Here is a 25,755-nt window from a genome sequence, read left to right on the forward strand (position 1 = left end):
ACACTTTTAACAACTCTATTCATTGTACCTTAGCTTTCTTGAGAATGTAAAAAGCTCTTGAACCGTCGCCAGGACGAATTCAAGAGCTTCCTGCTTAGTTAAAAGGAGTCTGTCGTGAGGAGTCGAGCTTGGTTCAAGCCAGCACTTGCCCGTCCCGCAGCATTTGCGCCCGCAGCGCGGCGTAATCCACCGCCTGCACGGGGATATCCGCTTCCAGCGCGAGCGCCGCGGCGGTCGCCGCGGATTGCCCCAGCACCATGAACACCGGCTCCATGCGGATCGAACCGTATGCGATATGCGAGGCCGACAAGCAGACGGGCACGAGCAGGTTGACGCACTCTTCTTCCTTGGGCACGATGGCGCGGTAGCTAATCGGATACGGACCCTTCAGCTTGATCTGCACATCGCCTTCATTGACCGCGAAGCCTTCCGCGCTCACATGCCTTTGCACATTGTGCGAGTCCATCGTGTAGGAGCCTTGTCCGATCGCGTCCACGACGGGCGAACGCAGGAAAATATGGTGTTCGTTCATGACGAAGTCGCCCGCCATTCTTCTGGCTTCCCGAATGTAGAGCTGCGGCGACCAATGCCCGTTCTCCTCGAATTCGTCCAGAGGCAGCCCCCACGGCGCATAGAATGCGCGCAAGCTTTCCGGCACCCGCGGATGGTGCTGCAGCGTCCAGATCAAGCCTCGCTGGTGGCGCTCGTGCGCAGCCGCGATCAAGTTCCGTTCGGCGTACGACGCTTCCGGATAATCGTAGTTGCAGCCGATGTAGTCGGTGGAGAAGCCCTTGTCATTGTTCGAATCCGTCTTGCGGTTCGGCACCTTGTTCAGCTTGAAAAAAATACGCTCCCCCTGCTCGATCGCCCGGAACAACAGCTCGTAATTCCGCTCGTCGTAGCCGTCCGGTTGCTCTACGAACACCCGGTTGGCCGGATCGTCCGTCAGGCACATCCGGTAACAGTAGGCTTGAATTCTATGGTCGCCCTGTCCGTCGGGGCCGCCGGCGTCCGGATTGACGCCGGGGAGCAGGCCGCTGGACGGGTCGCCTTTCACCACATAGGGATCGACGCCGTGCGGCAGCTGATTTTTCACCGCGTTGGCGGTCTGAATGCCGTTGTACGTTTCCCCGTATACGCGGTTGGACTCGCGGCCCGTCGCGTAGGACACGCCCGCGGCTTTCATCAGATCTCCTTCGTACCCGGCATCCATATACATCCGCCCGCTGAAGCTGCGGCCGGATTCCATCCGGATCGCCGCAATGCGGCTCCCTTGCTTGACGAGCGGATCGATCGGGTCGAGCCGTTCGCCGAAGCGCACGTCGAGCCCGTATTCCTCGACCCATTCCCGGAACACGGCCAGCGCCTCCTTGGGCTCGAACAGCCATGCTGCCGCATTATCCGTGCCGTACCTGCGGCCGAGCCTCCGGTAGAAGTCCAGCGATAATCCGCCGATCGCGCTTTTGTCTCCGAAATCGGTGTCGCCGAGCCCGCCCGAGCTCAGCCCGCCCAAGCGGGCGGACGGCTCCAGCACGACCGCGCGCAGTCCCAGCTTGCCCGCCTGCACGGCGGCGGCCAGTCCTGCCGACGTGCCTCCGTAGATCACCAGATCATACATCATTCGCCCATCCTCCACCCGTCGCGGGACCGCCCGGACCGTCCTTCAGGCACAGGGCGACGAGATCGTCCACATGCGCGGTCGCCAGACACTCCACCGTGTCCGCGGCTCCGTAATAGATTTTCACTTCTCCGCTGTCTTCAAGAATCATGCCGCCGGGGAAGATCACGTCGTTGCGAAATCCGCCCGCGACCTCATAGGAAGCCTCCGGCGCCAGCAGCGGCGCGCGGGAGCGGCCGATCACCTTGCGCGGATCGTCCAGGTCGAGCAGCATAATGCCGGCGCTGTAGCGCTTGGCCCACTTCGGCTCCCAGCCGTTCTTGCCGCGCGCTGGATCGATATCGACGGCATGGAACGTCGTCAGCCAGCCCTGCTTCGTGCGAACCGGCGGCGCGCCGGGACCGATCTTGTCGTTGGCGTACGCGACCTGCTCGACGCCCAGCACGAGGGATGACTTTCCCCAGTAGACCAGGTCCGGCGATTCGGACAGCCACAGATCGAACCGGTCGCGCCCTCCCCGGCTGTATACCGGCATCGGCCGCTCCAGCCGCATGTAACAGCCGCCGATTCGTTCCGGAAACAGCACCATGTTGCGATTGTCCGGCACGCTCAGACTGATTACGTCGAAGCTCTCGAAATCTTCCGTCGTCGCAATGCCGCCCCGCAATCCGTGTTTCGTATCCATCGCGAAGCACAGATACACCTTGCCTTCGATGACCGTCAAGCGCGGATCGTACACGCGATCCACTTCTTCATCGCACCACTGCCAGACAGGCGAAGGCCGCACCTCCCAGTTGACGCCGTCGTCGCTGAAGGCCAACCCCAGATTCGTCGTCCGGCTGGCGTGCACCCGCTCGGCCCGTTCGTCGCCGTAGTCGTTGCGGAACACCATCGCGTATTTGCCCTCGTACTTCGTTACGCCCGCGTTGAACACCATCGCGGGACCGTACGGCACTTGACGGGGCGACAGCACGGGATTGCCCTCATACCGATGAACAACCGCCGCCGATCGCAGCGGAACGCTGGCTGCGCCGCTTGCTCCGGAATTCGCCATCCTTGCCACTTCCTCTCCGCTTTAACCGGACTTTATTTACTCGCGTACCAAACGCTCACTTCCTGGGCGACTTCTTCTCCGCCCGCGCCGTTCCAGGCTTTCTGCAGGCTGGCGATCGAGTCGTCCGATACGCCGTCCACGATCATCTTGATCAGGTAGTCGTTCACGGCGCTGTCCAGCTTGGCTCCGTTCGCCGAATACTTCGGCAAGTACGGCGCGAACGCCAGCACGTCCTGATGGATTTGCTCCTTGGGGATGTTGTTGACGAGCTGGAAGTTGTCGAACATCGCTTTGCTCTTCTGCAGGCGCGCTTGCCAATACGTCACGAAGTTGGCTTCGTCCATGCCGATCACGAAGTTGTTCGCGGAGCCCCTCTGCTCGAAGAACGCCGGTTCGATCGGCATGTAGTTGCCGTTCTCGAGCGTGTAGGTGACGCCTTCCTCGCCGACGAATATCCCTTTGAACGTCTCCGGGTCCAGCATCGCGTTGACCATCTTCACCACGTCTTCGGGATGTTTCGCCGACTTGGGCACGAACGTGATTTTGTTGAATCCTCCGATCTGCGTAAACCCGCTCTGTCCGTCCGGACCTGTCATCGGCGGAATGAATTGATAAGCCGCGTCGGGGACGTTCTTCTTGATCGCTTCGTCGTATCCGGGAATCGACGACCAGCGCGCCCAGATGACGCCGGCGCGACCGCTGGTGAACTTCTCCGCGGATGTCGCCGATTTGTTCGTGGCGAATTCCTTGTCCAGCAGTCCCTGCTCGTACAAGGAACGCACGAATGAAGCATAATCCTTCAACGCCGGATGGCTCGATACGTTAACCGGCTTGCCGTCCAGCTCGTTCCACTGGCCGTAAATGCCGAACGCGCCCATGATGTTGTCCACCAGCCCGATGCTGTCGATCGTGAACGGAATGTTGTTCTTCCCGTTGCCGCCGGGGTCCTGCTCCTTAAACGCCTTCAGCACATCGACGAACTCGTCCAGCGTCTTCGGCATCGCCTTCCCGACTTTGTCCAGCCAATCGGTGCGGATCAGCAAGCCGTCCCTCACGTAGCTGACGTTAAGCGTGGGAATGCCGTATATTTTGCCGTCCACCGTCGCGCCCGCCAGCGATTCCGGAGAAAGCGCTTGCTTAATATTCGGACCGAACTGCTCGATCAGCGGCGTAAGATCGGTCAGCGCGCCGTTCTTCGCGAAGTTGAAGAAGTCCTGCGTGTTCATCGCGTCGATGAAGTCGTAATCCGCGCCGGAAGCCATAATCAGGTTCAGCTTGTCGCCCGGTTTCTCCTGCGGCAGCATGTCGTTTCGAACCGTGTAGCCCGTCTTTTCCTGGATGTACTGATTCACCGGGTAGCTGTTGTAATCGTCCTGCATGTAGTTGCGCAGAGCTTTCAGAACCGGCTTCTCTTCCGGCGCGGCCGCAGAGCTTTCCGGCGCCTTGGCGCTTGCGCTCGGCGAAGCCGGGCTTGCGCCGGAATTGCCGCCGGCGTCCTTGTTGTTGCCCCCGCATGCCGCCAGAATCGTCGCGAACGACAGCAGCAGTACGAGCAGTGCGGCGAGCCCTTTTTTCCTCGACATATCTAACCCCTCCAGTAAGCTTTATTATAAATAAACCCGCTGCGCTTTGCCGCAAATTGGTGCAAGCTTGCCGCGATCCAAGCGCAAGGGATTATTCCGTCCGGCAAGGCCGTCCCGGCCCGGTCAACCTTTAACGGAACCGATCAGAATCCCCTTGATAAAATACTTCTGCAGCATCGGGTAGACGAGCAGAATTGGGATCGTCGATACGATGATCGTCGCATTGCGAATGCCCTCCGGCGACAGATTGAGCAGCGCGTCGATGTCCTGGTTGAGCAGATTCTCGTCCGAAGCCTGCAAAATAATGTCCCGCAAATACAGCTGCAGCGGCTTCAGCGAAGGATCGTTCAAGTACAGCATCGGGTGAAACCAGTTGCTCCAGAAGTACACCGCGTAGAACAGGCTGATCGTCGCGAATACCGGCGCCGAGATCGGAATGACGATGGAGAGCACGATTCTCAGGTTGCTTGCGCCGTCAAGCTTGGCCGATTCCTCCAGACTTTCCGGCAGGCTCTCGTAGTAATTTTTCATCAGCAGCAGGTTGAACACATTGATCAGAGCCGGCAAAATCAGCGAGGCCAGATTGTCCATCAGATGAAGATTTTTGATCAGCAGGTAGGTCGGCACCAGCCCGCCGTTGAACAGCATCGTGAAGATGTAGAGCAGCAAAATAAACTTGATGCCCGGCAGATGCTTCTTGGACAGCGGGTACGCGGAGACGGCGGTAAACAGGACCGCTCCAAGCGAGCCGACGACCGTGACGAAAACCGAGATCAGGAACGCATTCTGAAACAGTCGGTCGCGCAGGACGAACATGACGTTCTCCATCGTGAAGGCCACCGGCAGCAGCCCCACCTTGCCGGATATGATCGCCCAGTTGGCGCTGAGCGACTTGGCAAGCACGTTCAAGAAGGGAAACAGGCAGAGAATGCCCGAGCCGATCAGAATGACGTACACCGCTCCGATATAAATCTTCTCAGACCACGGCCGTTTGATTGAATGTTCCAACTTCGTCCGCCTCCTTCGTTACCATATGCTCTTGCCCGTCACCCGCTTGGCCATCCAGTTGCCTCCGATGACCAGGAAAAACCCGATGACCGATTCGAACAGCCCGACGGCGGTGGAGAAGCTGTATTCCATCGAGGTCAGCCCCATCCGGTAAATGTAGGTGCCGATGACGTCGCCCGTCTCGTACACGGTCGGGTTGTACAGCAGCAAAATCTGTTCCGTTCCCGCCTCCAGCACATGACCGATCCGCAAAATGAACATCAGCACGATGGTCGAAGCGATCCCGGGCAGCGTAATGGTGAAAATCTGCTGAATCCGGCTGGCCCCGTCCAGCTTCGAGGCCTCGTACAATTCGGGGTCGAGCCCGGCGATCGCGGCGATGAAGATGATGGCGTTCCAGCCCGCTTCCTTCCAGCCGGCCGTCGCCACGATCACGCTGCGGAAATAGTCGTTGTCCATGAAGAAGTTGATCGGTTCGCCGCCGAAAAATTCGATCATATTGTTCACGATGCCGTTAGAGGGCGACATGATGTTGACGAACAATCCGGCGATGATGACCCACGACAGAAAATGGGGCAAGTAGATGATCGTCTGAACCGTGCGCTTGAACCACATTTTCCCGACTTCGTTCAAGAAAATCGCGAGCGCGATCGGAATCGGAAACAGGATGACGATCTTGTACAGGCTGATGAGCAGCGTATTCGTCATCACCCGGCCGAAATCGTCAGAGGAGAACAATCGCTCGAACTGCTTAAACCCGACCCACTCGCTGCCGCCAATGCCCTTGAAAATATTGAACTCCTGAAACGCGATGACAAGGCCGTATATCGGGGTGTATTTGAAGATCGCCAAAAATACGAGTCCCGGAATAAGCAACAAGTATAAATCGTAATTGCGTCTGACTTGAGAAGTCCATTGAATACGGCCCTTCATGCTATCCCTCCCCTCCAGCGTCGCCGCTTGATCCTGGTTTTATCATAGCGGCCGGAGGCGTTCGGTCGTGAGGCACATCGTTCAACCGTACTGGTCCATTCTTCAGGTCAAACGCTGCGGCAAGCGCAGCAAAAAAAGGCCGCCCCGGCCCGGCCTGCTTGCGGCCTTGCGGGACAGCCTTGTCTTATCTTGCCTCGTCATTCGCCGGTTACTGCGAGCCGCCTGGCTCCGCGCGCTCCGGCACGAACAGGCTGACGGTCGTCCCCGCTCCCGGTGCCGACCGAACATGCAGCCTGCCTTCGCCGCCGGTGAACAGCCGCACGCGCTCCCATACGTTGTACAGACCGTAGCCAGACGGCGAGGGCGACGGCGGGGCGTCCAGGCTGTCGTACAGCTGCGCCACCTGTTCCTCGTTCATGCCGTTCCCGTCGTCGGACACCCGGATCACGAACCCGCCGCCGTCAACGATCGGCTCCGCCTCCACCCGAATGCTGCCGTAATGCCCTTCGACGCCCTGAATGCCGTGCAGAATCGCGTTCTCGATCAGCGGCTGAATCGACAGCTTGGGAATAAGCCGGGCGGACAGAGTCTCCGGACACTCCACCGCGTAATCGAAGTTATGGAACCGCTGCTTCTGGATTTCCAGATAGGCACGCGCCAGATTCATCTCGTCCTCCAGCGTCACGATGTCCTTGCCCTTGTTCAAGGTCAGCCGAAAATACTGCGCCAGCATGTTCAGCATCCGGCTGATGTCGTGCGCGCCCTTGGTCAGCGCCATCCAATTGATCGTATCGAGCGCGTTGTATAGAAAATGCGGATTGATCTGCGCCTGCAAAGCCCGAAATCTCGCTTCCTTCTCCTGCTCCTTGACGCGGTAATTGTCTTCGATCAGATGCTGGAACGTCGACAGCATGTGCGCCACGCTCTTCTCCAGCCGAATGACGACGCCGCTGTGATGGGGAATTCCTTCTTCGATCATGGCGGCGCCGCGCTCCCGCAATTGCTCGGTAATATGGCGGACGCGATTGATCGTGCCGCGGGTGACATGCACAAACACGAGAAAAGCGCCGAGAATAAACAGCAGCGCCAGCGACAACGTCAAAATAAGCGAAAATCCGAAATTGAAATCGTTGTTCATATGGTTGATCTGACGGGCCGGCAGCAAGGACACCACGCTCCACCCGCCTGCGCCCAGCGCGGCGTGAATCATGAAATAGGGCTGCCCGTTCATCGCGAACTTCTCGATACCGGACGGCCGATTGCTAGGCACGCCGACGGCTTCCGGCACGGGAAGCTTGCTGCCGATCTTGTCCGGCTGCCCGTGGGAGACGATGACGCCGTCTCGATCGACGACGTACATGTTCCGATTGGAGACGTCCAGCTCGGCGTCGTTCAGAATAGCGGCCAGATTGGCTTCCGGCATGTCCAGCATCAGAATGCCGATCACGCGGGCATATTCGTTCGGGTCCCGAATCATCCGGGCGGACGAGAAGACCCGGACCTCGCCGGGCGAACTGATGTAATTCTCGACATGCGTCGGTATCCACTCCACTGCGCCGTTGCGTCCGATCACCGCGTCGTACCACGGCATCTCCCGCGCAAGGTCGAGGCTGAAGAAGTTGACGTGCTCGCCCGCGTACATTTTGTCGGCGTTGACGTACAGCTTGATTTTCAGAATGTCGCTGCCTTGGAGACTGCGGATCAGATTGCCCAGCTTCTTCTCCTCTTCCACTTGACTGAACCGGGTGCCGACCAGCGGATCGAGGGCGAGAATGTCGTACAGATCGGAGTTGAGAATGAGCGCATCGGAAATATCGCCTACCTTGGACAGCCGGTAATCCAGATTGATTTTCACCTGTTGGACCGATTTCAGCATCGACTCCGTGACCTGGCGCTCCAAAATATCGGCCGATTTCTCGAAATAGTAATACAGCATGACGCCGGCCGGCAGCAGCACGACCAACAGATAGAGCAGCAGCATCTTCCGGTAAGTGAGCCACAACAGCTGTAATTTACGCCAAATCCCCATTGCTCCGTTTACCTCCCGCCGTGAAGCCGTCTCTATCCTGTCGCAGCATCCGGGTCAAATCGCGCCCAGGAACGAAATGGCCGTATCGGCGATGCGCCGGAAACCCGCCTCGTTAGGGTGGAGTCGGTCGCTCGTGAAGGCATCCAGCGTCAGCTTGTTGAAGCCGCTGACCGTGTATAGATCCAGCACCGGCAAAGCGTACGCCTGTCCGACCCGAAGCGCGGCGGCCGCATAATCGGCCAGCAGGCAGCCGACTTCGTTGCGCCTCTCGCAATCGTATCCGTCCTTGTCCCGCTGCAGCGGCGTCCACAGATTAATCCGGCTGAGCGGATAACGGCTCTGCAGCTGCTCTACCAGCGTCTGATAGGCGCCGAAAAAAGTGCGATCGTCGAAAACGCCGCCCGCCGGCCGCAGCTCTCCAAGCGGCATACTCAGCCGATAATCGTTCGTTCCAACGAATATTGTAATGCAGTCGTACGGCTCTTCGAGACGGCCGCCCATATGAACGGTCGCCCCCTCGTCCCGGTCGCTGCCTGCGGTCAGCGGGCAGCCTCCGCGCCCGAAGTTGTCCGCCCGGGCGAAGCCGAGCGCCTGCTGCACGAGCGGTTGATACCCGCCGGCCGCCGTGATGCTGTCCCCCAGCGTCGCCCAGCCGGCGCCGCGCCACCTGTTCCCGTTCATCCGTCCGTCCTCCTGTGAATGTCCCGATAGTCGCTCGGGTTCATGCCCGTATATTTGCGGAACTGCTTGGTGAAATAGCTGGGCTCGGCATAGCCGATCGCCGTGCAGATTTCCGCCAGCTTGCGGTCCGTGCCGTTCAACAGTTTCTTGGCTTGCTCCATTCTAACCCTTGTTATATATTCGTTGATCGTCTCACCGGTCTCCTGCTTGAACAACAGGCAAATATACGTCTTGGCCAGATACACCTGCGAGGCAATGTCAGCGATCGTCAAGTTTTCGGAGTAGCGCTCCTGAATGATGCGCATGATCTCCGTAATGACCTCCGGGATTCTCCTGTCCTCCCGATGCTCGATCCGTTCACATACTTGCGTTAAATACACTTTCAGATGATGGCTCATATCGTCCAGCGTCTCCAGCTTCATCAGCTGCGCCCAGGCTTCGGACTCCCGTTCGCCCAGATCGCCCGCGCGAATGCCGGACTCGGACAGAAACTGCGAGGCGACGAGCAGCACCTGCAGCCCTATCCGCTGACAATCGATATAGCCGATGCCCGAGCTTTCGCGCAATTCTTCGAACAGCGCGTCCAGCCGCAGCGACACCTGAACGGCGTCTCCCGACTTGAGCGCGGAGGACAGCGAGGTCATTCGCTCGTTGACGGCGCGGTAATCGACGTCCTTGCGCGCCGCCATCGCGTCGAAGGTGACGACCTGGTTTCTGCCGAGAAACAGCTTGCGCTCGATCGCCCCCGACGCCATCTGGTAGCTGTCGGCCAATCGTCCCAGATGCTCGACTGTGCCGCCGATGCCGATCGTCAGGCTGATGCCGCCGATCATCCGATTCAGAAACCCGTTCAGACTGGCCATCAATTCGCTCACCAGAGGAAAAATAATCTCCTCCCCTTCATTCTCCGGCAGCTCCACGATCAGCACGTATTCCCCCCGCTGATGCTCGAACGCGCTGCCGGAAGCGCGCGCCTCCACGACTTCCCGGCATATATTTTGAATGGCAAAGGAAATCAGCTGCGTATTCTGCTCGGGCATCTTCTCGAACACGGTTCGCGGGTTGTCGATGCCGATGATGATGACGCAATAAGGCGCCTGGTAGGGCAGCCGCAAGTCGAGGAAATCGATGCGCTTCTCCGTCGAGGCGCGGTCCATGTTGCCGTCCTTGATCAGCTGGATGAAGAACTTCTCCCGCAGCAGCGGAATGCTCTCGTTCAGCTTGGCGGACAGCCGCTGCAGCATATCCTTGCGGTTCTCCTCCCGCTTGGACATCGCCATGATTTTATCGATGACCGCGGTCAGTTCTTGCAGATTAACGGGCTTCAGAATGTAATCCACCGCATCCATCTTCATCGCGGATTTCAAATATTCGATATCGTCGTACCCGCTGATAAACACGATTTTCGTATCGGGATGGCGTTCCTTCAACCGTTTCACCATCTCGATCCCGTCCATGCCCGGCATCTTCACGTCGGTCAGCACAATGTCCGGCCGGACCCGGTCGGCCAGCTCCAGCCCCTTGCTGCCGTTCTCGGCCTCCCCGGCGACTTCGATGCCGTAATCGAACCAATGGATGCAGATTTTCAGACCGTTGCGCGTCGAATACTCGTCATCCACGATGATCAGCTTGTACATAAGCTTCCTCCCCGATGAAAATGCCATTGTGCGAATAGGCCGCGGCCTGATTATTCTATTATAAGCGGTTTATCGTCTCTCTTCGCTAAGACAAGCTTATGGAAAGATGGTCGAATCTTCAATAGATTCAGGGGAAAGGAGCGGCGCCGGAGCGGTTGTCGTACAGGGGACTCCAAGAGGGGAGATCGGATTGCGGGCGTTCACAAAAGCAGCGGCCGTATAGAACGGCTCGCTGCTTAGGAATACAACGCTTATTGTAGCAGAGCATCCAGTACGTCGTCTACTTTCATGTCGGAGGCGATTGCGCCGGAGGTCATCCAATGCCCCATATCTACTTCGTGGATATTTCCATTCTTCACTGCCGGAAGTTCCTTCCACAGCGGGCTGTCGTAAATCTCCTTCAACTTCTGTTTGGAGTCATCGGATTCATAGACAGTGATGAATAAATGGTCGGCATCGATATCGGGAATAAGCTCCATGGAAAACTCCGAGACGGGATTCTCGCTTTGAACGAGTTTCTTGACGATTCCCGCAGGATTAAGTCCAAGCTCCGTATAGAAAACAGTGCCGACATAATCCGTCAGGTTCCCGTACAGGGTCAGATTTTTATCCTGAATTCGAATAAACGCGACCGTTTCTTCTCCCAAGGCGGCATGCAGCTTCACTCGACCGTCGGCTACCTTTTCTTCGTATTGTTTAATGAATTGCTCCGCCTGCGCCTGTCGACCCGTAAGCTCTCCTACCAACCGTAAAGCGGACCGCCAGTCTCTCCATTCTCCATCATCAAGAACATAAGTTGGCGCTATCTTGGAGAAGCTGTCATACTTCCCCTCTGCGATATGGGGAAACGCCAGTATAATCAAATCGGGCTCTGTTGTCATCAACGCCTCGAAGTTCATATTGAACGGATCGACAACGGTGGTGCTGCTCATTCTGGATTGCAAGTAATGCCGGTCATAGAGCCCCGACAAAGAATCGACGACCGAGTCCGTTCCCAGCGCCAATAAATAATCCTCCATCCAGAAGCCCGCTATTCTTTCAGGTTGAATAGGAACTTCAATCTCTCCGAAAGAGTGCCGAAAGCGCTTGGTCGAAGCCGGAGACTCCTGACTTGCCTGCTCATGTTCGGTTACTGCGCTGCTGTTGACCGCGCTCGGCGTTTGGTTATTTCCGCCATTCCCCCCGCTTGCTCCGCCGGTGCCGGAACAAGCGCTTAGCAATAACGCCATGCCAAGTAAAAAGGCGGTTGCCCTGAAGCCTCTGTTACTATTCATTTCAATATCCCCGTCTCCTTGAAATTTAACTAGGTTGTCTAGTTCTTTCTCATTGTAGGAGAGGTGAGAATCGTTATCCATATCCAAAGCCTGCATGCGTGCTCTCTCTATTTTCCGAAATTCACTGGGCGTCGTTTTATAATGCCGCTTAAACATCCGATTCAAATTCAATTCATCGATCAGTCCGCATCCCAACGCAATCTCTTTCACGGTTGCATTCGTATGCAACAGATGGCGCCGGGCTACTTCAAGTCTTTTGAGCGTTAAATAGGCCTGCAAGCTTTTCCCTTCATTTTTCTTGAACAGCCGTGTCAATTGCCCACCGCTGATCCCGAACATATCGGCTATATCCTGAAACAGGATCGGACTCATGTAATGTTCGTCCAAATATCGTTTGGCCGAGACGACCGGGTCCGGTTGAAGGAATCTGGCTTCTTTGCGTTCAAGGTCTCTATAGATTTCATGCATCGACTGATAAAACAAACTTGTGGTATGAAAATGATTCATCGCCGTTGCACGACTCCAGCTGTCCAGCATCCGCTGAAACACATCCATAAACCAAACCGGAGTGCTTGGCGAAAATCCGTATAGTTGAACGAAGGGATTCATCTGCTCCAGCAAGCGCTGCAGGTCTCTTCTGAAAAACGGCGGCGCCTCCGCTTTGTAGAGCACCATAAAGCTTCCCAGCGTCTCACTCTCAGGAGAGATGCTTAACGTCGTTCCCTTCCCGCCATGGAAGACGCCGAACCGTTCCATCCCAAAGAGCGTTTGGTTCAGTTGAACGTTGGCCGATCCGCCATAGGCATAAACCAGCATGCTGCTGGGCATTCGATAGTTTTGCAACGGCTGTCCCGGTCGAATAAATTGATGACGCACATCCATCAATGAAATGGAGGCGCGTGTCCAAATACGGGCCATTGTGTCGATCATTTCCGGCGTAAATACTTGTATACATTCAGCATCTTCTCGCATAGGTCCGCACTCCCTCGTCAAGCTTGTTACTCTGTATCGTAATTTAATTGAGTATGATTATCAATATCATTTAAAGTGAATACCCGTTGAACGAGGGCGCGTGAATGCGAACAAGGCCTCTCTGAAAATAAGAGAGACCCTGCTTGCAAAGCGTTATTCCAATGACTTGTTTAGTTCGGCGAAAATTTCATTATGCGACGATACTTCTGCTCTCCGTTTGGCATACGGATCCAGATAAAGCTTGACGTGATTAACTGCCGTCACTGCGTCTGCGAACGCGGTAGCGATCAACCGGACCTTCGTGGGGTATCCCGCAATATCACCCGCGCAGAACACCCCCGGCAAATCCGTTTCCATTTTTTCACTTACAGGGATGGGCCACGGCCATGCCTGTTTCCCCCATTGGGTTAATTTCCCCAAGTCATTGCGCAAGCCATGATTAACAATGACAGCGTCGACCGCTATCTTATCTTCAATGCCGGTTAACGCTCCATCCTCTCCCAATCGAATAATCGAGACTGCTTCGATCGCGCTTCTGGATGCATTGGCATGTAAACTGGAGATCACAAACGGAGTGCGAATCGCGACGGTCGACCGCTCCATCCTTCTGACACTTTGTTCGTACCCTCCGAAGCTTTGACGACGATGCACAATGGTTACCTTCGCGGCAATCGCTTCGAGTTCATTGGCCCAGTCTACCGCGGTATCCCCGCCGCCGGAAATCAGCACTCGCTTATTGCGAAATTGTTCCAAGCGCTGGACGGTGTAATAGAGATTGGAAACTTCATAACGCTCCGCGCCTTCGATTTCCAGTTTGGCTTGTCGAAATACGCCGCACCCGGCAGCTATTAAAACGGCTCTGGTCCAGTGCAACTCCCCCGTCTCGGTTTTAAGCAGCAGGGTTCCATCGCTTAAGCGTTCGCAGTCGGCTATGCGTTGCCCCAATACAACGGTTGGTGAAAACGTTAAGGCCTGATCGACCATTCTCTGAATGAATTCCTGAGCGCGAATGGGCGTCGTCCCGCCTACATCCCAAATGAATTTCTCCGAAAAGGTTTGCAGCACACCGCCCAATTCATCCGCCGCTTCAACAATCTTGGTCTTCATTAGACGCATACCGCTGTAAAAAGCTGCATAAAGTCCCGCCGGGCCGCCGCCAATAATGGTCAAATCATAGAGCTCCCGATCCGGCATGTTCGACCTCCCCAACTATTTGGATGTCAACCAATTCGTCAATTCCTCTGCCTGCGCAAGAGTAGATAATGGGTCGAAGTACCACCCGTGAATGCTTGACCAAATATACACTCGGTCATTCTTGACCGCATCCAGACTGCTCCATATCGGATCTGCCTGTAAATCCTGCAGCGTCAGTCTGTCCGATGTCAGCACAATATAATCCCCCACATAATCGGCCAACGTTTCCCATGAGAGCTGAAGCATCTGCTGCTCCATAATTTCCGCTTCGCGCTCTGCCGGGGGCTTAAGCTGAAGTAACCGATATACAGCTTGTCCGCCACGACCGAAATTATCGCCAAACACCGCGACGCTCTTCTCTCCCCAATCCTCAATAATCGAGAAGGTCGCGTTTGCGCCCACTGCGCTTTCGACCCTTTTCTTCATTGAAGAACGCCGTGTCTCGTAATCGGTCATCCAAGCCGCCGCCTCCGCCTCAAGACCCAGGACCTCGCCCAAATAGGAAATTTCCTCTTGATCCGTTTTCAGTTCTCCATACGGAATCAGAATCGTAGGCGCGATCTTTTGGTAGCTTTCGTACGCCTTCTCGTCTCCGGTTATAATGACATCCGGCTGCAATTCAACCACTTTTTCAAAAGAGATGCTCTTTTGTTCGCCAATATCCTCGACGGATTTAAGAAGTTCCGGATAAAACGGGTTTTTCAGAAATTTCGTAGGAGTTCCAATCGGGGCAATACCAAGGGCAATCAAGCTCCCCATATACGTATCGGCAATGATTCGTCGCGGATTTGACGGGATCTCCACCTCTCCCTTTACGGTATGGACAATTCTGGTTTGCGAAGACGTCGACTCGGTCTCCTTTGTCTCTATGCCTGGCGTCGATTGTCCCTGCTGAGTCTGCGCAGGCGCAGTATTCGACGCCGCTCCGTTATTCGCCGGCATATTCGATGCGCATGCCGATAATAACAGCATCAAACTCATTGCCGTGGCTAACAGCATTTGCTTGCTTCTTTTTTGTCCAAACATGGTTAACTCTCCGTCTCTTTGAGATTTGACCAGACCCGCTAGTCCTATCTCATTGTAGATTCGTTGAGAACCATTATCAATAATACATTCCTGCATGGACAGTGTACTTATTTTCCGATAATCAATGGGCGTCATTCTAAAGTGTTTCTTGAACATTCGAAAAAAATTAACTTCATCGGCAAACCCGCACCCTATGGCAATTTCCTTCACGGTGGCGTTCGTGTATTTCAAGTGGCGACGGGCATCCTCAAGTCTCTTCTGTATAGCGTACTCCTGCAGGCTTTTCCCTTCCCGCTTTTTAAATAAACGCGTTAACTGACCGCTGCTTATCGAAAATAAGTCAGCCAACTCCTGAAACATAATCGGTCGCATGTAATGTTTGTCCAAATATCGTTTTGCCGAAAGAGCGGGATCCGGTTGAAGAAATCTGGCTTCACTTCGCTCAAGATCCCTGTAGATTTCATGTATCGACTGGTAGAACAAATTTTTGGCAAACAAATGATTCATTGCCGTCGCCTGATTCCAACTCTCTAACATCTGCTGATAGATGTTAACCAGCCCGACCGGGTTGCCCGGCACTAATCCATATAGCTGGACAAACGGATTCACCTGCTCCAGCAAGCGCTGCAGGTCTCTTCTGAAAAAAGGCGGCGCCTCCGCTTTGTAGAGCACCATAAAGCTTCCCAGCGTCTCCCCCTCAGGAGAGATGCTTAACGTCGTTCCCTTCCCGCCATGGAAGACGCCGAACCGTTCCATCCCAAACAGCGTTTGGTTCAGTTGAACGTTGGCCGATCCACCATAGGCATAAACCAGCATGCTGCTGGGCATTCGATAGTTTTGCAACGGCTGTCCCGGTCGAATAAGTTGATGACGCACATCCATCAATGAAATGGAGGCGCGTGTCCAAATACGGGCCATTGTATCGATCATTTCCGGCGTAAATACTTGTATACATTCAGCATCTTCTCGCATAGGTCCGCACTCCCTCGTCAAGCTTGTTACTCTGTATCGTAATTTAATTGAGTATGATTATCAATATCAATGAATTTCGGTCCGTTTCCGCCCCAGGAAATTAAGAAGTTCTTCATAGATTCGATCATTGGATATTAAGATTTTCCAATTATAATGAGAGGGAGTCAGCCGGTACATAAGGGAGAGAATCAGATGGAACAACGCGTGGTGCTGGTCGTCGACGACGACAAAGAAATACGCGACGCAATCGAAATTTACTTGAAGCAGGAAAACATATCCGTCCTGAAGGCGCAAGACGGCTTGGAAGCGCTGGAGATGTTGGAATCCAGCCAGGTTCATCTCATCATCCTGGATATCATGATGCCGCGGCTTGACGGCATTGCCGCAACGTTCAAAATCCGCGAGCATCGCAACCTCCCTATCCTCATCTTGAGCGCCAAGAGCGAGGACAGCGACAAAATACTCGGCCTCCACGTAGGGGCGGACGACTATGTGACCAAACCGTTTAATCCGATGGAGCTCGTCGCCCGAGTGAAATCTCTGCTGAGGAGATACGTCGTCTTCGGCTCCTACGAAGGCGGCAAGAAAACGATCGATCTGCGCGGTCTCGCGCTAAACGCGGAGGGCAAGGAAGTTACCGTGAACGGAGAACCGGCCAAGCTGACGCCTATCGAGTACAAGATCGTAGAGCTGCTGATGACGAATGCGGGGCGGGTGTTCTCGATCCAGGAAATTTATGAACGCGTCTGGAAGGAGCCGGGCTACAACGCCGAAAATACGGTTGCCGTCCACATTCGCAAAATTCGCGAGAAGATCGAGATCGATCCGAAAAATCCAAGATTTCTGAAAGTGGTGTGGGGCATTGGATACAAAATGGAGAAGTAGCGCGCGGTTTTTCCTCTATGCGCTCTTGTTGGCGATTGGCCTGAGCGGACCGTTAACGTTAATGAATCAGAGCGACCGTTACTTTCATCACGATTACTATCGAACGCAGGAATTCCGGCAGCAGTTGGATCAATTCGCCGCTTACCTGAATTTGTTCGAGCTCAACTCTCTCTCCGAGCAGGAAGCGAAATCCTCCCTTACGGTGGAAGAAGCGGACATTGTCGAATACCGCAATGAGTTGGCCCCTCTTACGGAACAGCTCTATTCGATTCGCAACAAATACGATCCGCTCATTCAGGAAGCTCTTGCCGATAACAACGACAAGGTGGCCGATTATTACGTTGCCCAGAGAGACCGCGAACAGGAAGACCTCATGAAGCTATTCAAGGATGACGATTATATCATCGCTCTCATCCGCAAGAAGAAGGAACAACGAATAGACAGCTACTACAGGCAGAGAGAAACTCACCGATCCGAGTACAATCTTCTGCGCAATCAATTCGACTACTACTTTCGCAGCCCTTCCACGGGTTTCGTGCATTCGAATATAAACATCCCGAACGATCAAACTGCGCGTTACGAATTGTTTGGCGACGGTCATGTCTATGCTGCGGACTATACGATAGACATCTCCAATTCAATTCACTACTGGTTCGGAGCGCACGAGCTGCTGACCGACTCCCTCGCGCCTTATCAAGGCTTGATCGCGGTGCCGCGGGACAGCCCTCTGAAGGAAAATGCCAACCGATATAAGCTGGAACAGGGGATATTGTTCGCTTATGGCTTGGCAAGCACCGTTCTGCTAGTCATAGCTGTGATCCGCTTCAAAGGCGTCTTAGTCGCTCGAGCAGAGACAAGCCGCTGGGCGGCCTACCATCGCAAGCTGCCTTTGGATGCCAAAATGTTGTTTTTCGCCGGCACGGCCGCGCTGACGCTCTGGTCGCTGGCGAATCTGGCAGACCGTTACTCTTCCCTATTCGAGACGCCCTTGATTTACGGCGTGAAGCTGCTGATTACACTCTCGATCGCGTCGCTTGGCATGGCGGCGACCTTGCTTCAATGGCAGTTTCTTGTGAATGAGCTGCACAGCTGGAGCGATGTCCGAAGAGAATGGTCGCATTCCTTGCTGAAGCGAGGCGGTATGCGCATAAGAGCCGGCTTCGCCCAAACGATGAATCAGGTGAAGGATTCCTTTATTTATAAGAGCGCAGGCATCCGCCTGCTCGTTCTCGCGTTGATCTGGACGGGACTGGGCTTTATCGGAGGATGGAAGGCCTTATCGTTCCTTCAATACAACGACTTCTCGATCGTCGTCTTCATCCCGATCGCGGCGATCGTCGGGATTGCGGCCTTTCTCCTAACGACTCGTCAGCTCGGGTATTTGAACCGGGTCGCCCAAGCCGCGGACGAGCTGGCAACCGGTCGAACGCCGAATGAGCTTCCCCGATCGGGAAGCGGCGTCATCGCTTCGCTGGCGTCCAATATGAACGCCTTGAGACAAGGCGTCAAGATGCTTCAGAACGAACAAGCCAAGAGCGAGAGGCTGAAGACGGAGCTCATTACGAACGTCAGCCATGATCTGCGAACTCCTCTGACCTCGATTATCACCTACGCGGGTCTGCTGAAGGCGGAGGACGCGACAACCGAGGAACGGGCCGCCTACGTCGAGATCATCAACCAGAAGTCGAAGCGGTTAAAGACGATGATCGACGATTTGTTCGAAATATCGACGATGACAAGCGGCAATGCCAGACTGCTGCGGGAAAAATCGGATCTCGTCCAGCTCATGCAGCAGGCGCTGGGAGAATACAAAGAGGTGATGGACGGTTCCGACATTCAATTTCGCGTGTCGTTGCCGGAAGGACCGATCTATGCGCTCGTGGACGGACAGAAGCTGTGGCGCGCTTTCGACAACTTGATCGGGAACATGTTGAAGTATTCGATGAGCCATACGCGCGCGTATATTTCGATGCAGCTATCGGAACGCCAAGAAGTCGCGATTACATTCAAGAACGTGTCAAAGTACGAAATCAGCGACAATGCCGAGGAGTTGTTCGAGCGCTTCAAGCGCGGAGATACATCGCGTCACACGGAAGGATCGGGCCTCGGACTCGCGATCGCGAAGTCGATCATCGAGCTCCATGACGGCCGCCTCACTCTGGAGACCGACGGGGATCTGTTTAAGGCTTCGGTTATTCTAAAGGTCCAGGATTCTTCTGGGGAGGGTTGATAGAAAAAGACTGCGGCTGACGAATTCGTGTACATCGTAACCTGCGAAGAGACCAGGGGCTCGAACCCTCTGGTCTCTTTCTTGCTAGAAGCGCTCTTCCCGTTAAGTCGTGCAAAATATCACCATCAATACAATCATGGATATTTTTTGTAACCAACATAGTTTCGAATACGTCTATGCTTATAGTTGGCTTTCTTAAAAAAATGGAGGGAACGGCATTGAAGATTAACAAATTAAGCCTCACAATTGTTCTCATTCTTATCTTCATTATGGTGTTATGGTTTGTTCAAAACCAATCTAAACAAGAATCAGATGGCGTTCAGTTGTCGCAGGACGAATTTGAACAAAATCTTCCTCAACCCGAGGGGGATAATCTTAAATTTGTATATGAACTAAGAAAAAATCATGCTGATCAGTTCGCAGGGGCGTATCTGGACGATCAAAACGTTGTAAATATTAACCTGGTAAAGGGAGTTGCCCCTACGGAACTAAATATTGATAGCTCAAGAATAAAGGTCCATCACGTTGAGTACTCTTACAAAGAATTGAACGACGTATTCGAACAAATCCTATCACTTACTGAAAATCACCCCGTACAGAGTATAGCTATAGATGAAGTAGAAAACAAAATAAACATTACAATACATCGGGACAATAAATCGGTTGAAGATTTTGTTAGAAAAGCAATTGATCTCCCTTTTATTGAGTACCATATAACCGACGCGCAAATTCAATTATGATTAGCAGCAGCTTAGATACAATAAAAAAAACAAAAAAACCCCCAATCTGTTAGAAGCAGATTTAGAGCCTGTCATCAATGAGATGGTGCGGTCGAGAGGACTCGAACCTCCACGGGGTATTAGCCCACACGGACCTGAATCTTGCTCGGCAAAGGGAACCAAGCGAGCGGAAGCTATGTTCCTTTAGGGAAGCGAAAAGCCTATAAAATCAAGGGATTTCGGTGTTTCACATTGCCCTTCCCAAGTGCCACAAGGCGTCTCGGGAAATCATCAAAAAGTAATCGAAATTGCACGTTTGAGAGAACTCGGAGAGAACGACACTCAAATCAGCCCTGTTCTACTAACATCGACAAACCAATTCCAATACGGTTGATTTAGGAAAAGGATTCTCAAATCCTTTAGGGTGGGTATTGAGCAATTGATGGATTGCCGTAATTCTTGGATTTTTTATAGAGGTTTTATTTAATGGTGCCCACCTTGTCGGGCAGAAATACCACATATGGTATACCATGTCGATCCTCGCGACCGTCTAAGAACTGAGAACCATGAAACTTACACAACGTAGAGCATTGGATCGACTGCTGATTTCAAAGGCGTCATGCAGACGCTCAAATCGCAATCCGCTGTCCGCATACGCGCTGTACAAAGAGATGATGTATTTGCGCATCTTGAGCGTTACGCCTGATACTTCATCTAGATCGGATCGAGATCACTTAAATCCTTTTACGGATTTTCCTGAAATTGCGGATCGTGGTGAGAGAGTAACGAAGGAACAACCGGGGAAAACACCTATACAAGAAGGTCAACACACCTACATAGGACGGGAAAGTAATGATTGCGCGATTTTTCTCGACTCCCCGCAGTACGAGACGGGCTGCTTGCTGCGGGTGAACCATTTTGGCAGGGATTTGCGAAATGACATCCGCAGGGTCGGCGTTGAAAGTGCGCATGTTGTCGATCATGGATGTTTGAATATAACCGGGGCAAATAACGCTCACTTTAATGCCCAGATCCAAGCCTTCGCAGCGCATGGTCTCCGACAACCCGACAACACCGAATTTCGCCATCGTATACGGCAGATTGGTCGGACCTGGCACAAGTCCGAAGCCGGAAGCGGTGTTCACAATATGCCCATATCCTTGTTTTTCCATGATTCGGAAGGCATAGTGAGCCCCGTGAAGAATACCGGTCAAATTGACGTCCAATACCTTCTTCACTTCATCAAGCGGCAAGTCCCGAAACTCGCCAACTACCGTTATGCCCGCATTGTTGAACATATAATCCAATCTTCCGTATTGCGCCAATGCTGCCTCAATAAGCGCTTCAATTGATTTGGGGTCTGTCACATCCACATAGGAAGCGATCGCCGTACCGCCATGGTTCGAAATCTGCTGTGCGACATCGCGTGCGGCTTCTTCATTCAGGTCGGCAATGATCACGCAAGCTCCCCGATCCGCTAATTGGCTGCATACTTCCCGACCAAGTCCAGACCCGCCGCCTGTAACCAAACAAACCTTCTCGCGAAAGATACTCATTTGCATTCCTCTCCCCTACTGATTTTGTTTCGCTCATTCGAGACATACTCCCATTATTATACACGGAACACGAGTAAGCTGGGCAAACATCTAAAGCATCTTGGCTACAGTCCAATAATTTCGCCTGCCCTGTCATGAGCAGCACCTTACAAATCCCAACCACGCAAAAAAGCTCCCGAACCGTCGCAAGGACAATTCAAGAGCTTGTTCATTGTAAGGTATGGTGCGGTCGAGAGGACTCGAACCTCCACGGGGTATTAGCCCACACGGACCTGAACCGTGCGTGCTAAAGGGAACCGGGCGGAAATCATGTCCCTTTAGAGGAACCAAAAAACCACTTAAAGCCTATAAAATCAAGGGATTTCGGCGTTTCACGCCCCACTTTCTTAGTGCCACAAGGCATCTCGGGAAATCATCAAAAAGTGAGCAAAATTGCACGTTTGAGAGAACTCGGAGAGAACGAAATTCAAATCAGCTCTGCTCCACTACCATCGACAAATTTTAGCGGAGCAAACAACTTGTAATTGTTCTATCAAGTCAACCTAACCGTTCAAGACACAGTGGCAACTCCTCTATGTGTCATTCCTACTACTTCTTCAGTTCAAGATTCAAGAAAAAAATATAGCCCATTAGCGGATTGCAGGGTAATGGTTCGGCTAGTTCTCATGTCGATTACATCAATCGGGTAATTATTATTGCGAGGAGAACGCCTTAAATTCGTCAAAACTGCTGTAATTTTTAATGCCTTTTTTCTTATTTAGCTTTCCAACTATGGTGGTATCGATCCGTTTTTGAAGAAATGCACAAAGCTTCTCAAAAAGTTCAGTTGGCGCTTCATCCCATTTATACTTGATCTCTCGCCTTATCGCTTCATGAATGATAGCATACTTCATATTTTCTTTTTGGTTTGCATAATCGGCTCTTTTGTAATCTTGATATCGTTTGATGAGATGGTTAACGTACCCACGTTGATAAGTATCGTTACCGATAGTCCCCTCCAAAAACTGTTTTTTATTCTTGGTCGCTGCTTTATTCGAGGGCTGTTTTGGCTTTGGGATAAATAATTGGGGGTAAAGTTGCTCCAAAGTTTTCGGCGATGTCAGAAGTAACTCGGCAACATCTTCCCAAAACAAAACGTCGATGCCAAATACTCCGTCAGCGATACGTTGTTGATTCAATAAATTTATTTGTTCTTGCGTTCGCGCATCTCGTTTGGCAGTAGTCGCTATGTAATAGTGTTTGAGTACAGGTTTGAAATTTTCTGCTTTTTTGATTTCCTTCTCCACTACTTTAAATGGGAGACTGTCGTTTATCGTTTTTTTACATTGGATGCCAACAATTTCGTTTACATCCGTTTTAATATAAAGATCGACGCCATGTTGAGTTTGACCGTTACTGCCAAAAGTTGCAACATCAAGACCTTTCCATCTAAGCCTTGCATATTGTTTTATAATCCGTTCGAATTCTTGCCAATCTGAAGGCTTTGGTAATTCCATAGCTTGAAGAACAGGCATTATATCTTCCTTCCTATTATTAGAATTCGTAAATTTATCCTAACTATTATGATATGGAAAAATAATGGAGGTTTCAATCCAATTTGTATCACAACTGGTGACAACATCAGTCACTATAACGCAGAAATAGAGGCTGTCGATTCATTGTGAATAATTTTTAAATTGCTTCTTAGATGTGCTTAGATCGATTTTGAGAGACGATTTTAAAGCAAAGAAATTGTTGTCTGCACTAACCATTACCTTATTTCTCTTCCCTAAGCTCCCAAGAATCGTCTTAATGAAACTGCCTTCATTTTGATGAGTACCCACATAACTTGCAATAATTGCATTGAACGTCTCCATACGTGTTTTGTGAAGTCTCTCATCCTTGAGAACATGTTTTATGGCGAATTCCGCTGCACGAAAGAACTCCTGAGCATGTAGTGAACGTTTGTAAACCTCGTATTCTAACCGCATACATTCAGCTTGGAAGAAAGGCCAAATCCGAACGAGCAGAAAAGCCTCTTTTTCATTGTGTCTATTGATATGAGCGCCATAAAGTATACTCCTACTTTCTTAGTCTCATGTGGAGAGCGTTAACTATCTAATTTCATTATGGGAAAGCTCATTATCACTCGCTAACCATCGTTTAAGTCCGCTGAGGGCGGCAGCGAGCTCGATTATAACTGACGTAACAAATCCGATATGCGAAGCATTAAGACTCTTCCTATTTTCATGAGGTGAGAGTCTAAAACCATCATAATTTGCTTTCCGTTTGTTTCAGTGCTTCAAGCAAATCCTCTGTTAGTCTTACATGAAAAGAAGTCCATTGATCTGGTGTTATGGGTTCACCCCCCAATTGTTGGAACTCTTCTTCTACTATCCGCCTTACTTCTGGATCCGAAAGTTTGGAATGAAGATAATAATGACGGATACATCTTATTCGATCAATTACTGCAAGTAATTCAGGGTACTGGCTTTGAATGTGACTAGCTGGAGCACGTCTTTCCTTAAATATTGGCTCATAAAAAAGTTGTTGTAAATGATTGATAAACGTCTCAAATTGTGATCGTTCTCGACTTAATGTCATTCTGACTAGATTAGTAGCATTCACGATCATATTGAGTTCTGAAACATAAATATCTGGCAATGAATTTGCTTTGCATTTTTCAATTATATCCTTTTGCAATTTCACACTTAAAACTAGCTTTTCTTGATATTCCTCGTTAATCGGAACATGAAGTAAATTATTTGCTGTCCTAAGTGCTGATTCAACATAATGGTGTCCTGGAGTATTAGTTTTATAGGAATTCAGTATGTCGTCATATGATACATGCAAAAATTGTATATTAGGTATCGTTGGATTCCTATCGATAAAATCGAGTAGAGATGATAAGACAGTTTGTAATTCCGTTTTTCCTTGCAAGGCAATATGAGTCATAACATTGAGTATTTCTACATCCAAGCGTCTAAAACGGTCGGTTTGAAGATGATTTACCATCGCCTTATTTAGTAATTCAAACAGCACTGGTAGGGCTTCAACTGTACGAATTAAGGAGAGAGGTCTATGTTCAAAATAATATGAATCGAATTTTTCAAAGTGATTGCAAAAATACTTTATACCTTGCATATTTTGTCGTTCCATTAGCAAATAAGCTGAATTCACAGTATATCTAGAGTCTTCATTTACATACTGCATTAACAAACTTTCAACAGTATCATTTCCAACAGCAAACAAATGCTTCCCGATTTTGAAGAATACTTCAAAGTCAGTTGTTGACTTCATGACGGTTATAAGATAGTGATCGTCAATTCCATAGCTTAGCAATACTTCAAAGGCTAAAATTCGTTCAGCGCTTTCTGCTGTATTATCTTCTAAATATTTTTTGATTACATTAGTTCCACTACTTAAATGATGCTTTAGGCAATATTGCAAATGATTTATTAGTACTCGTCCTTTAATGCTATATTGCTCAAGATTTTCAAGAACTCTTGCAGAAATTTTTTCACTTTCAACACGATCTTCGATATAAGAAGTACCCAAATAATCATGTCTATGGTAATGATAATCAAAGGAAAGAAGATCCAGTAATACTGATTCTGGATAATCGAGATTCAATCTTTGACGGATATACCACAGACTGATTGTAATTATTGGAATAGTTTCGTTTTGTTCTTGATACTTGATGGCATTTCGAAAACTCACACGATCCAGCATCTCGTAGCAAATTGAGCTTATTATTTGACTCTGTTGTTCCGTCAATATTACTTCTGAATTATTATTGAGTAATTCATAGATCTGCAAAAGAACAAAGGTATTGTAGTCCCAACCATTGATCTCTGCCACCACTTCATCAAATGTGTATGAACGATGCACCAGCAAGTCCTCAAGTATCGAAATAATATATTTTTTGTATTTATAACGCCCTAAAGTCGTATCCCACAATAGTTCAAAGTCTAAATTCTCTTGTAATAAGCTATCCTTGCCCTCTCCGCTAAAAACACCAAATATTTCATTTATCAATTTCTCCCTCGAAAGAATGGTATCTATTCGCTCAGAAAGTTCTGTTTTTCTTTGTTCTGTGTAATCTACTTGTGCAGGCAAAGCTATATTGGTTCTATCTATAACATTTACCTTAAAATTTTCACTTTCATCGGGATTAGAAATAGATACGCCGATGCCAATTCGTTTAATTTGATCCGTTGTTAGTTTATGGTCATTATAGTCCTTCAGGATATGACTTGCTAATGACGAGCTCATGAAAAGCCCAACTATTAAATAATCCAATTGAGTATCTATATAAGTTGAACGCGCGCCTAGCCAAGTTAGGCACAACTAGCTGATGAGAGTTCAGTCGGGGTAAAGACCAAGCTGCCCCGTAGCTAGCAGG

17 protein-coding genes are annotated in these 25,755 nt (G+C 51.2%); 3 read left to right on the plus strand and 14 right to left on the minus strand.

Translation table 11 applies throughout. From position 1 onward, the window contains the following. Positions 1 to 133: 133 nt before the first annotated feature. From B0G52_RS26735 to B0G52_RS26785, 11 genes are all read right to left on the minus strand, one after another. A complete protein-coding gene (locus B0G52_RS26735) occupies positions 134 to 1,621 on the minus strand; it encodes an FAD-dependent oxidoreductase (protein ID WP_094048999.1) in 1,488 nt (495 codons plus the stop codon). After that, a complete protein-coding gene (locus B0G52_RS26740) occupies positions 1,611 to 2,672 on the minus strand; it encodes a glycoside hydrolase family 130 protein (RefSeq protein ID WP_094049001.1) in 1,062 nt (353 codons plus the stop codon). Before B0G52_RS26740 ends, B0G52_RS26735 begins: the two co-directional genes overlap by 11 nt. 32 nt (positions 2,673 to 2,704) lie before the next feature. Continuing rightward, positions 2,705 to 4,255: an extracellular solute-binding protein gene (locus tag B0G52_RS26745; RefSeq protein WP_094049003.1), complete on the minus strand. Its 1,551-nt coding sequence runs from the start codon at positions 4,253 to 4,255 to the stop codon at positions 2,705 to 2,707. Between the two features lie 123 nt (positions 4,256 to 4,378). After that, positions 4,379 to 5,263: a carbohydrate ABC transporter permease gene (locus B0G52_RS26750; RefSeq protein ID WP_094049005.1), complete on the minus strand. Its 885-nt coding sequence runs from the start codon at positions 5,261 to 5,263 to the stop codon at positions 4,379 to 4,381. A gap of 18 nt (positions 5,264 to 5,281) precedes the next feature. Then, the gene (locus B0G52_RS26755; RefSeq protein WP_094049007.1) at positions 5,282 to 6,196 is read right to left on the minus strand and encodes an ABC transporter permease; all 915 of its coding nucleotides are present in this window, start codon (positions 6,194 to 6,196) and stop codon (positions 5,282 to 5,284) included. A gap of 208 nt (positions 6,197 to 6,404) precedes the next feature. After that, on the minus strand, positions 6,405 to 8,225 hold the full coding sequence (locus B0G52_RS26760; RefSeq protein ID WP_094049009.1) for a cache domain-containing sensor histidine kinase: 1,821 nt from the start codon (positions 8,223 to 8,225) through the stop codon (positions 6,405 to 6,407). A 54-nt stretch (positions 8,226 to 8,279) separates the two neighbouring features. Further along, positions 8,280 to 8,906, minus strand: coding sequence for an SGNH/GDSL hydrolase family protein (locus tag B0G52_RS26765; protein WP_094049011.1), 627 nt, complete (start codon positions 8,904 to 8,906; stop codon positions 8,280 to 8,282). After that, on the minus strand, positions 8,903 to 10,543 hold the full coding sequence (locus tag B0G52_RS26770) for a response regulator (RefSeq protein WP_158223884.1): 1,641 nt from the start codon (positions 10,541 to 10,543) through the stop codon (positions 8,903 to 8,905). Before B0G52_RS26770 ends, B0G52_RS26765 begins: the two co-directional genes overlap by 4 nt. 251 nt (positions 10,544 to 10,794) lie before the next feature. Next, positions 10,795 to 12,789, minus strand: a complete 1,995-nt coding sequence (locus B0G52_RS26775; RefSeq protein ID WP_094049015.1) for an AraC family transcriptional regulator — start codon at positions 12,787 to 12,789, stop codon at positions 10,795 to 10,797. 153 nt (positions 12,790 to 12,942) lie between these two features. Then, positions 12,943 to 13,983 carry an NAD(P)/FAD-dependent oxidoreductase gene (locus B0G52_RS26780; RefSeq protein WP_094049017.1) on the minus strand — a complete coding sequence of 347 codons (1,041 nt, stop codon included), beginning with the start codon at positions 13,981 to 13,983 and terminating at the stop codon, positions 12,943 to 12,945. Positions 13,984 to 13,998: 15 nt separating this feature from the next. Continuing rightward, positions 13,999 to 15,981, minus strand: a complete 1,983-nt coding sequence (locus B0G52_RS26785) for an AraC family transcriptional regulator (RefSeq protein ID WP_094049019.1) — start codon at positions 15,979 to 15,981, stop codon at positions 13,999 to 14,001. Positions 15,982 to 16,173: 192 nt separating this feature from the next. Here B0G52_RS26785 and B0G52_RS26790 point away from each other — a divergent pair, with 192 nt between their 5' ends. From B0G52_RS26790 to B0G52_RS26800, 3 genes are all read left to right on the plus strand, one after another. Beyond that, positions 16,174 to 16,866, plus strand: a complete 693-nt coding sequence (locus B0G52_RS26790) for a response regulator transcription factor (RefSeq protein WP_094049021.1) — start codon at positions 16,174 to 16,176, stop codon at positions 16,864 to 16,866. Further along, complete coding sequence (locus B0G52_RS36850; RefSeq protein ID WP_143762654.1) at positions 16,844 to 19,096, plus strand: sensor histidine kinase; 2,253 nt, start codon at positions 16,844 to 16,846, stop codon at positions 19,094 to 19,096. Before B0G52_RS26790 ends, B0G52_RS36850 begins: the two co-directional genes overlap by 23 nt. Before the next feature lie 218 nt (positions 19,097 to 19,314). Further along, positions 19,315 to 19,836: a hypothetical protein gene (locus tag B0G52_RS26800; RefSeq protein ID WP_094049025.1), complete on the plus strand. Its 522-nt coding sequence runs from the start codon at positions 19,315 to 19,317 to the stop codon at positions 19,834 to 19,836. A gap of 713 nt (positions 19,837 to 20,549) precedes the next feature. On the opposite strand, the gene B0G52_RS26805 is transcribed toward B0G52_RS26800, so the two are convergent. The 3 genes from B0G52_RS26805 to B0G52_RS26820 form a co-directional block, all read right to left on the minus strand. Further along, positions 20,550 to 21,371 (minus strand): SDR family NAD(P)-dependent oxidoreductase, encoded by an 822-nt coding sequence (locus B0G52_RS26805; protein ID WP_158223885.1) that lies wholly within the window; start codon positions 21,369 to 21,371, stop codon positions 20,550 to 20,552. A gap of 692 nt (positions 21,372 to 22,063) precedes the next feature. Further along, complete coding sequence (locus tag B0G52_RS26810) at positions 22,064 to 22,885, minus strand: restriction endonuclease (RefSeq protein ID WP_094049029.1); 822 nt, start codon at positions 22,883 to 22,885, stop codon at positions 22,064 to 22,066. A 736-nt stretch (positions 22,886 to 23,621) separates the two neighbouring features. Further along, positions 23,622 to 25,625: a hypothetical protein gene (locus tag B0G52_RS26820; RefSeq protein WP_143762655.1), complete on the minus strand. Its 2,004-nt coding sequence runs from the start codon at positions 25,623 to 25,625 to the stop codon at positions 23,622 to 23,624. Between the last annotated feature and the right edge of the window lie 130 nt (positions 25,626 to 25,755).

Source organism: Cohnella sp. SGD-V74 (assembly GCF_003001675.1).
Lineage (GTDB): Bacteria > Bacillota > Bacilli > Paenibacillales > Paenibacillaceae > Cohnella.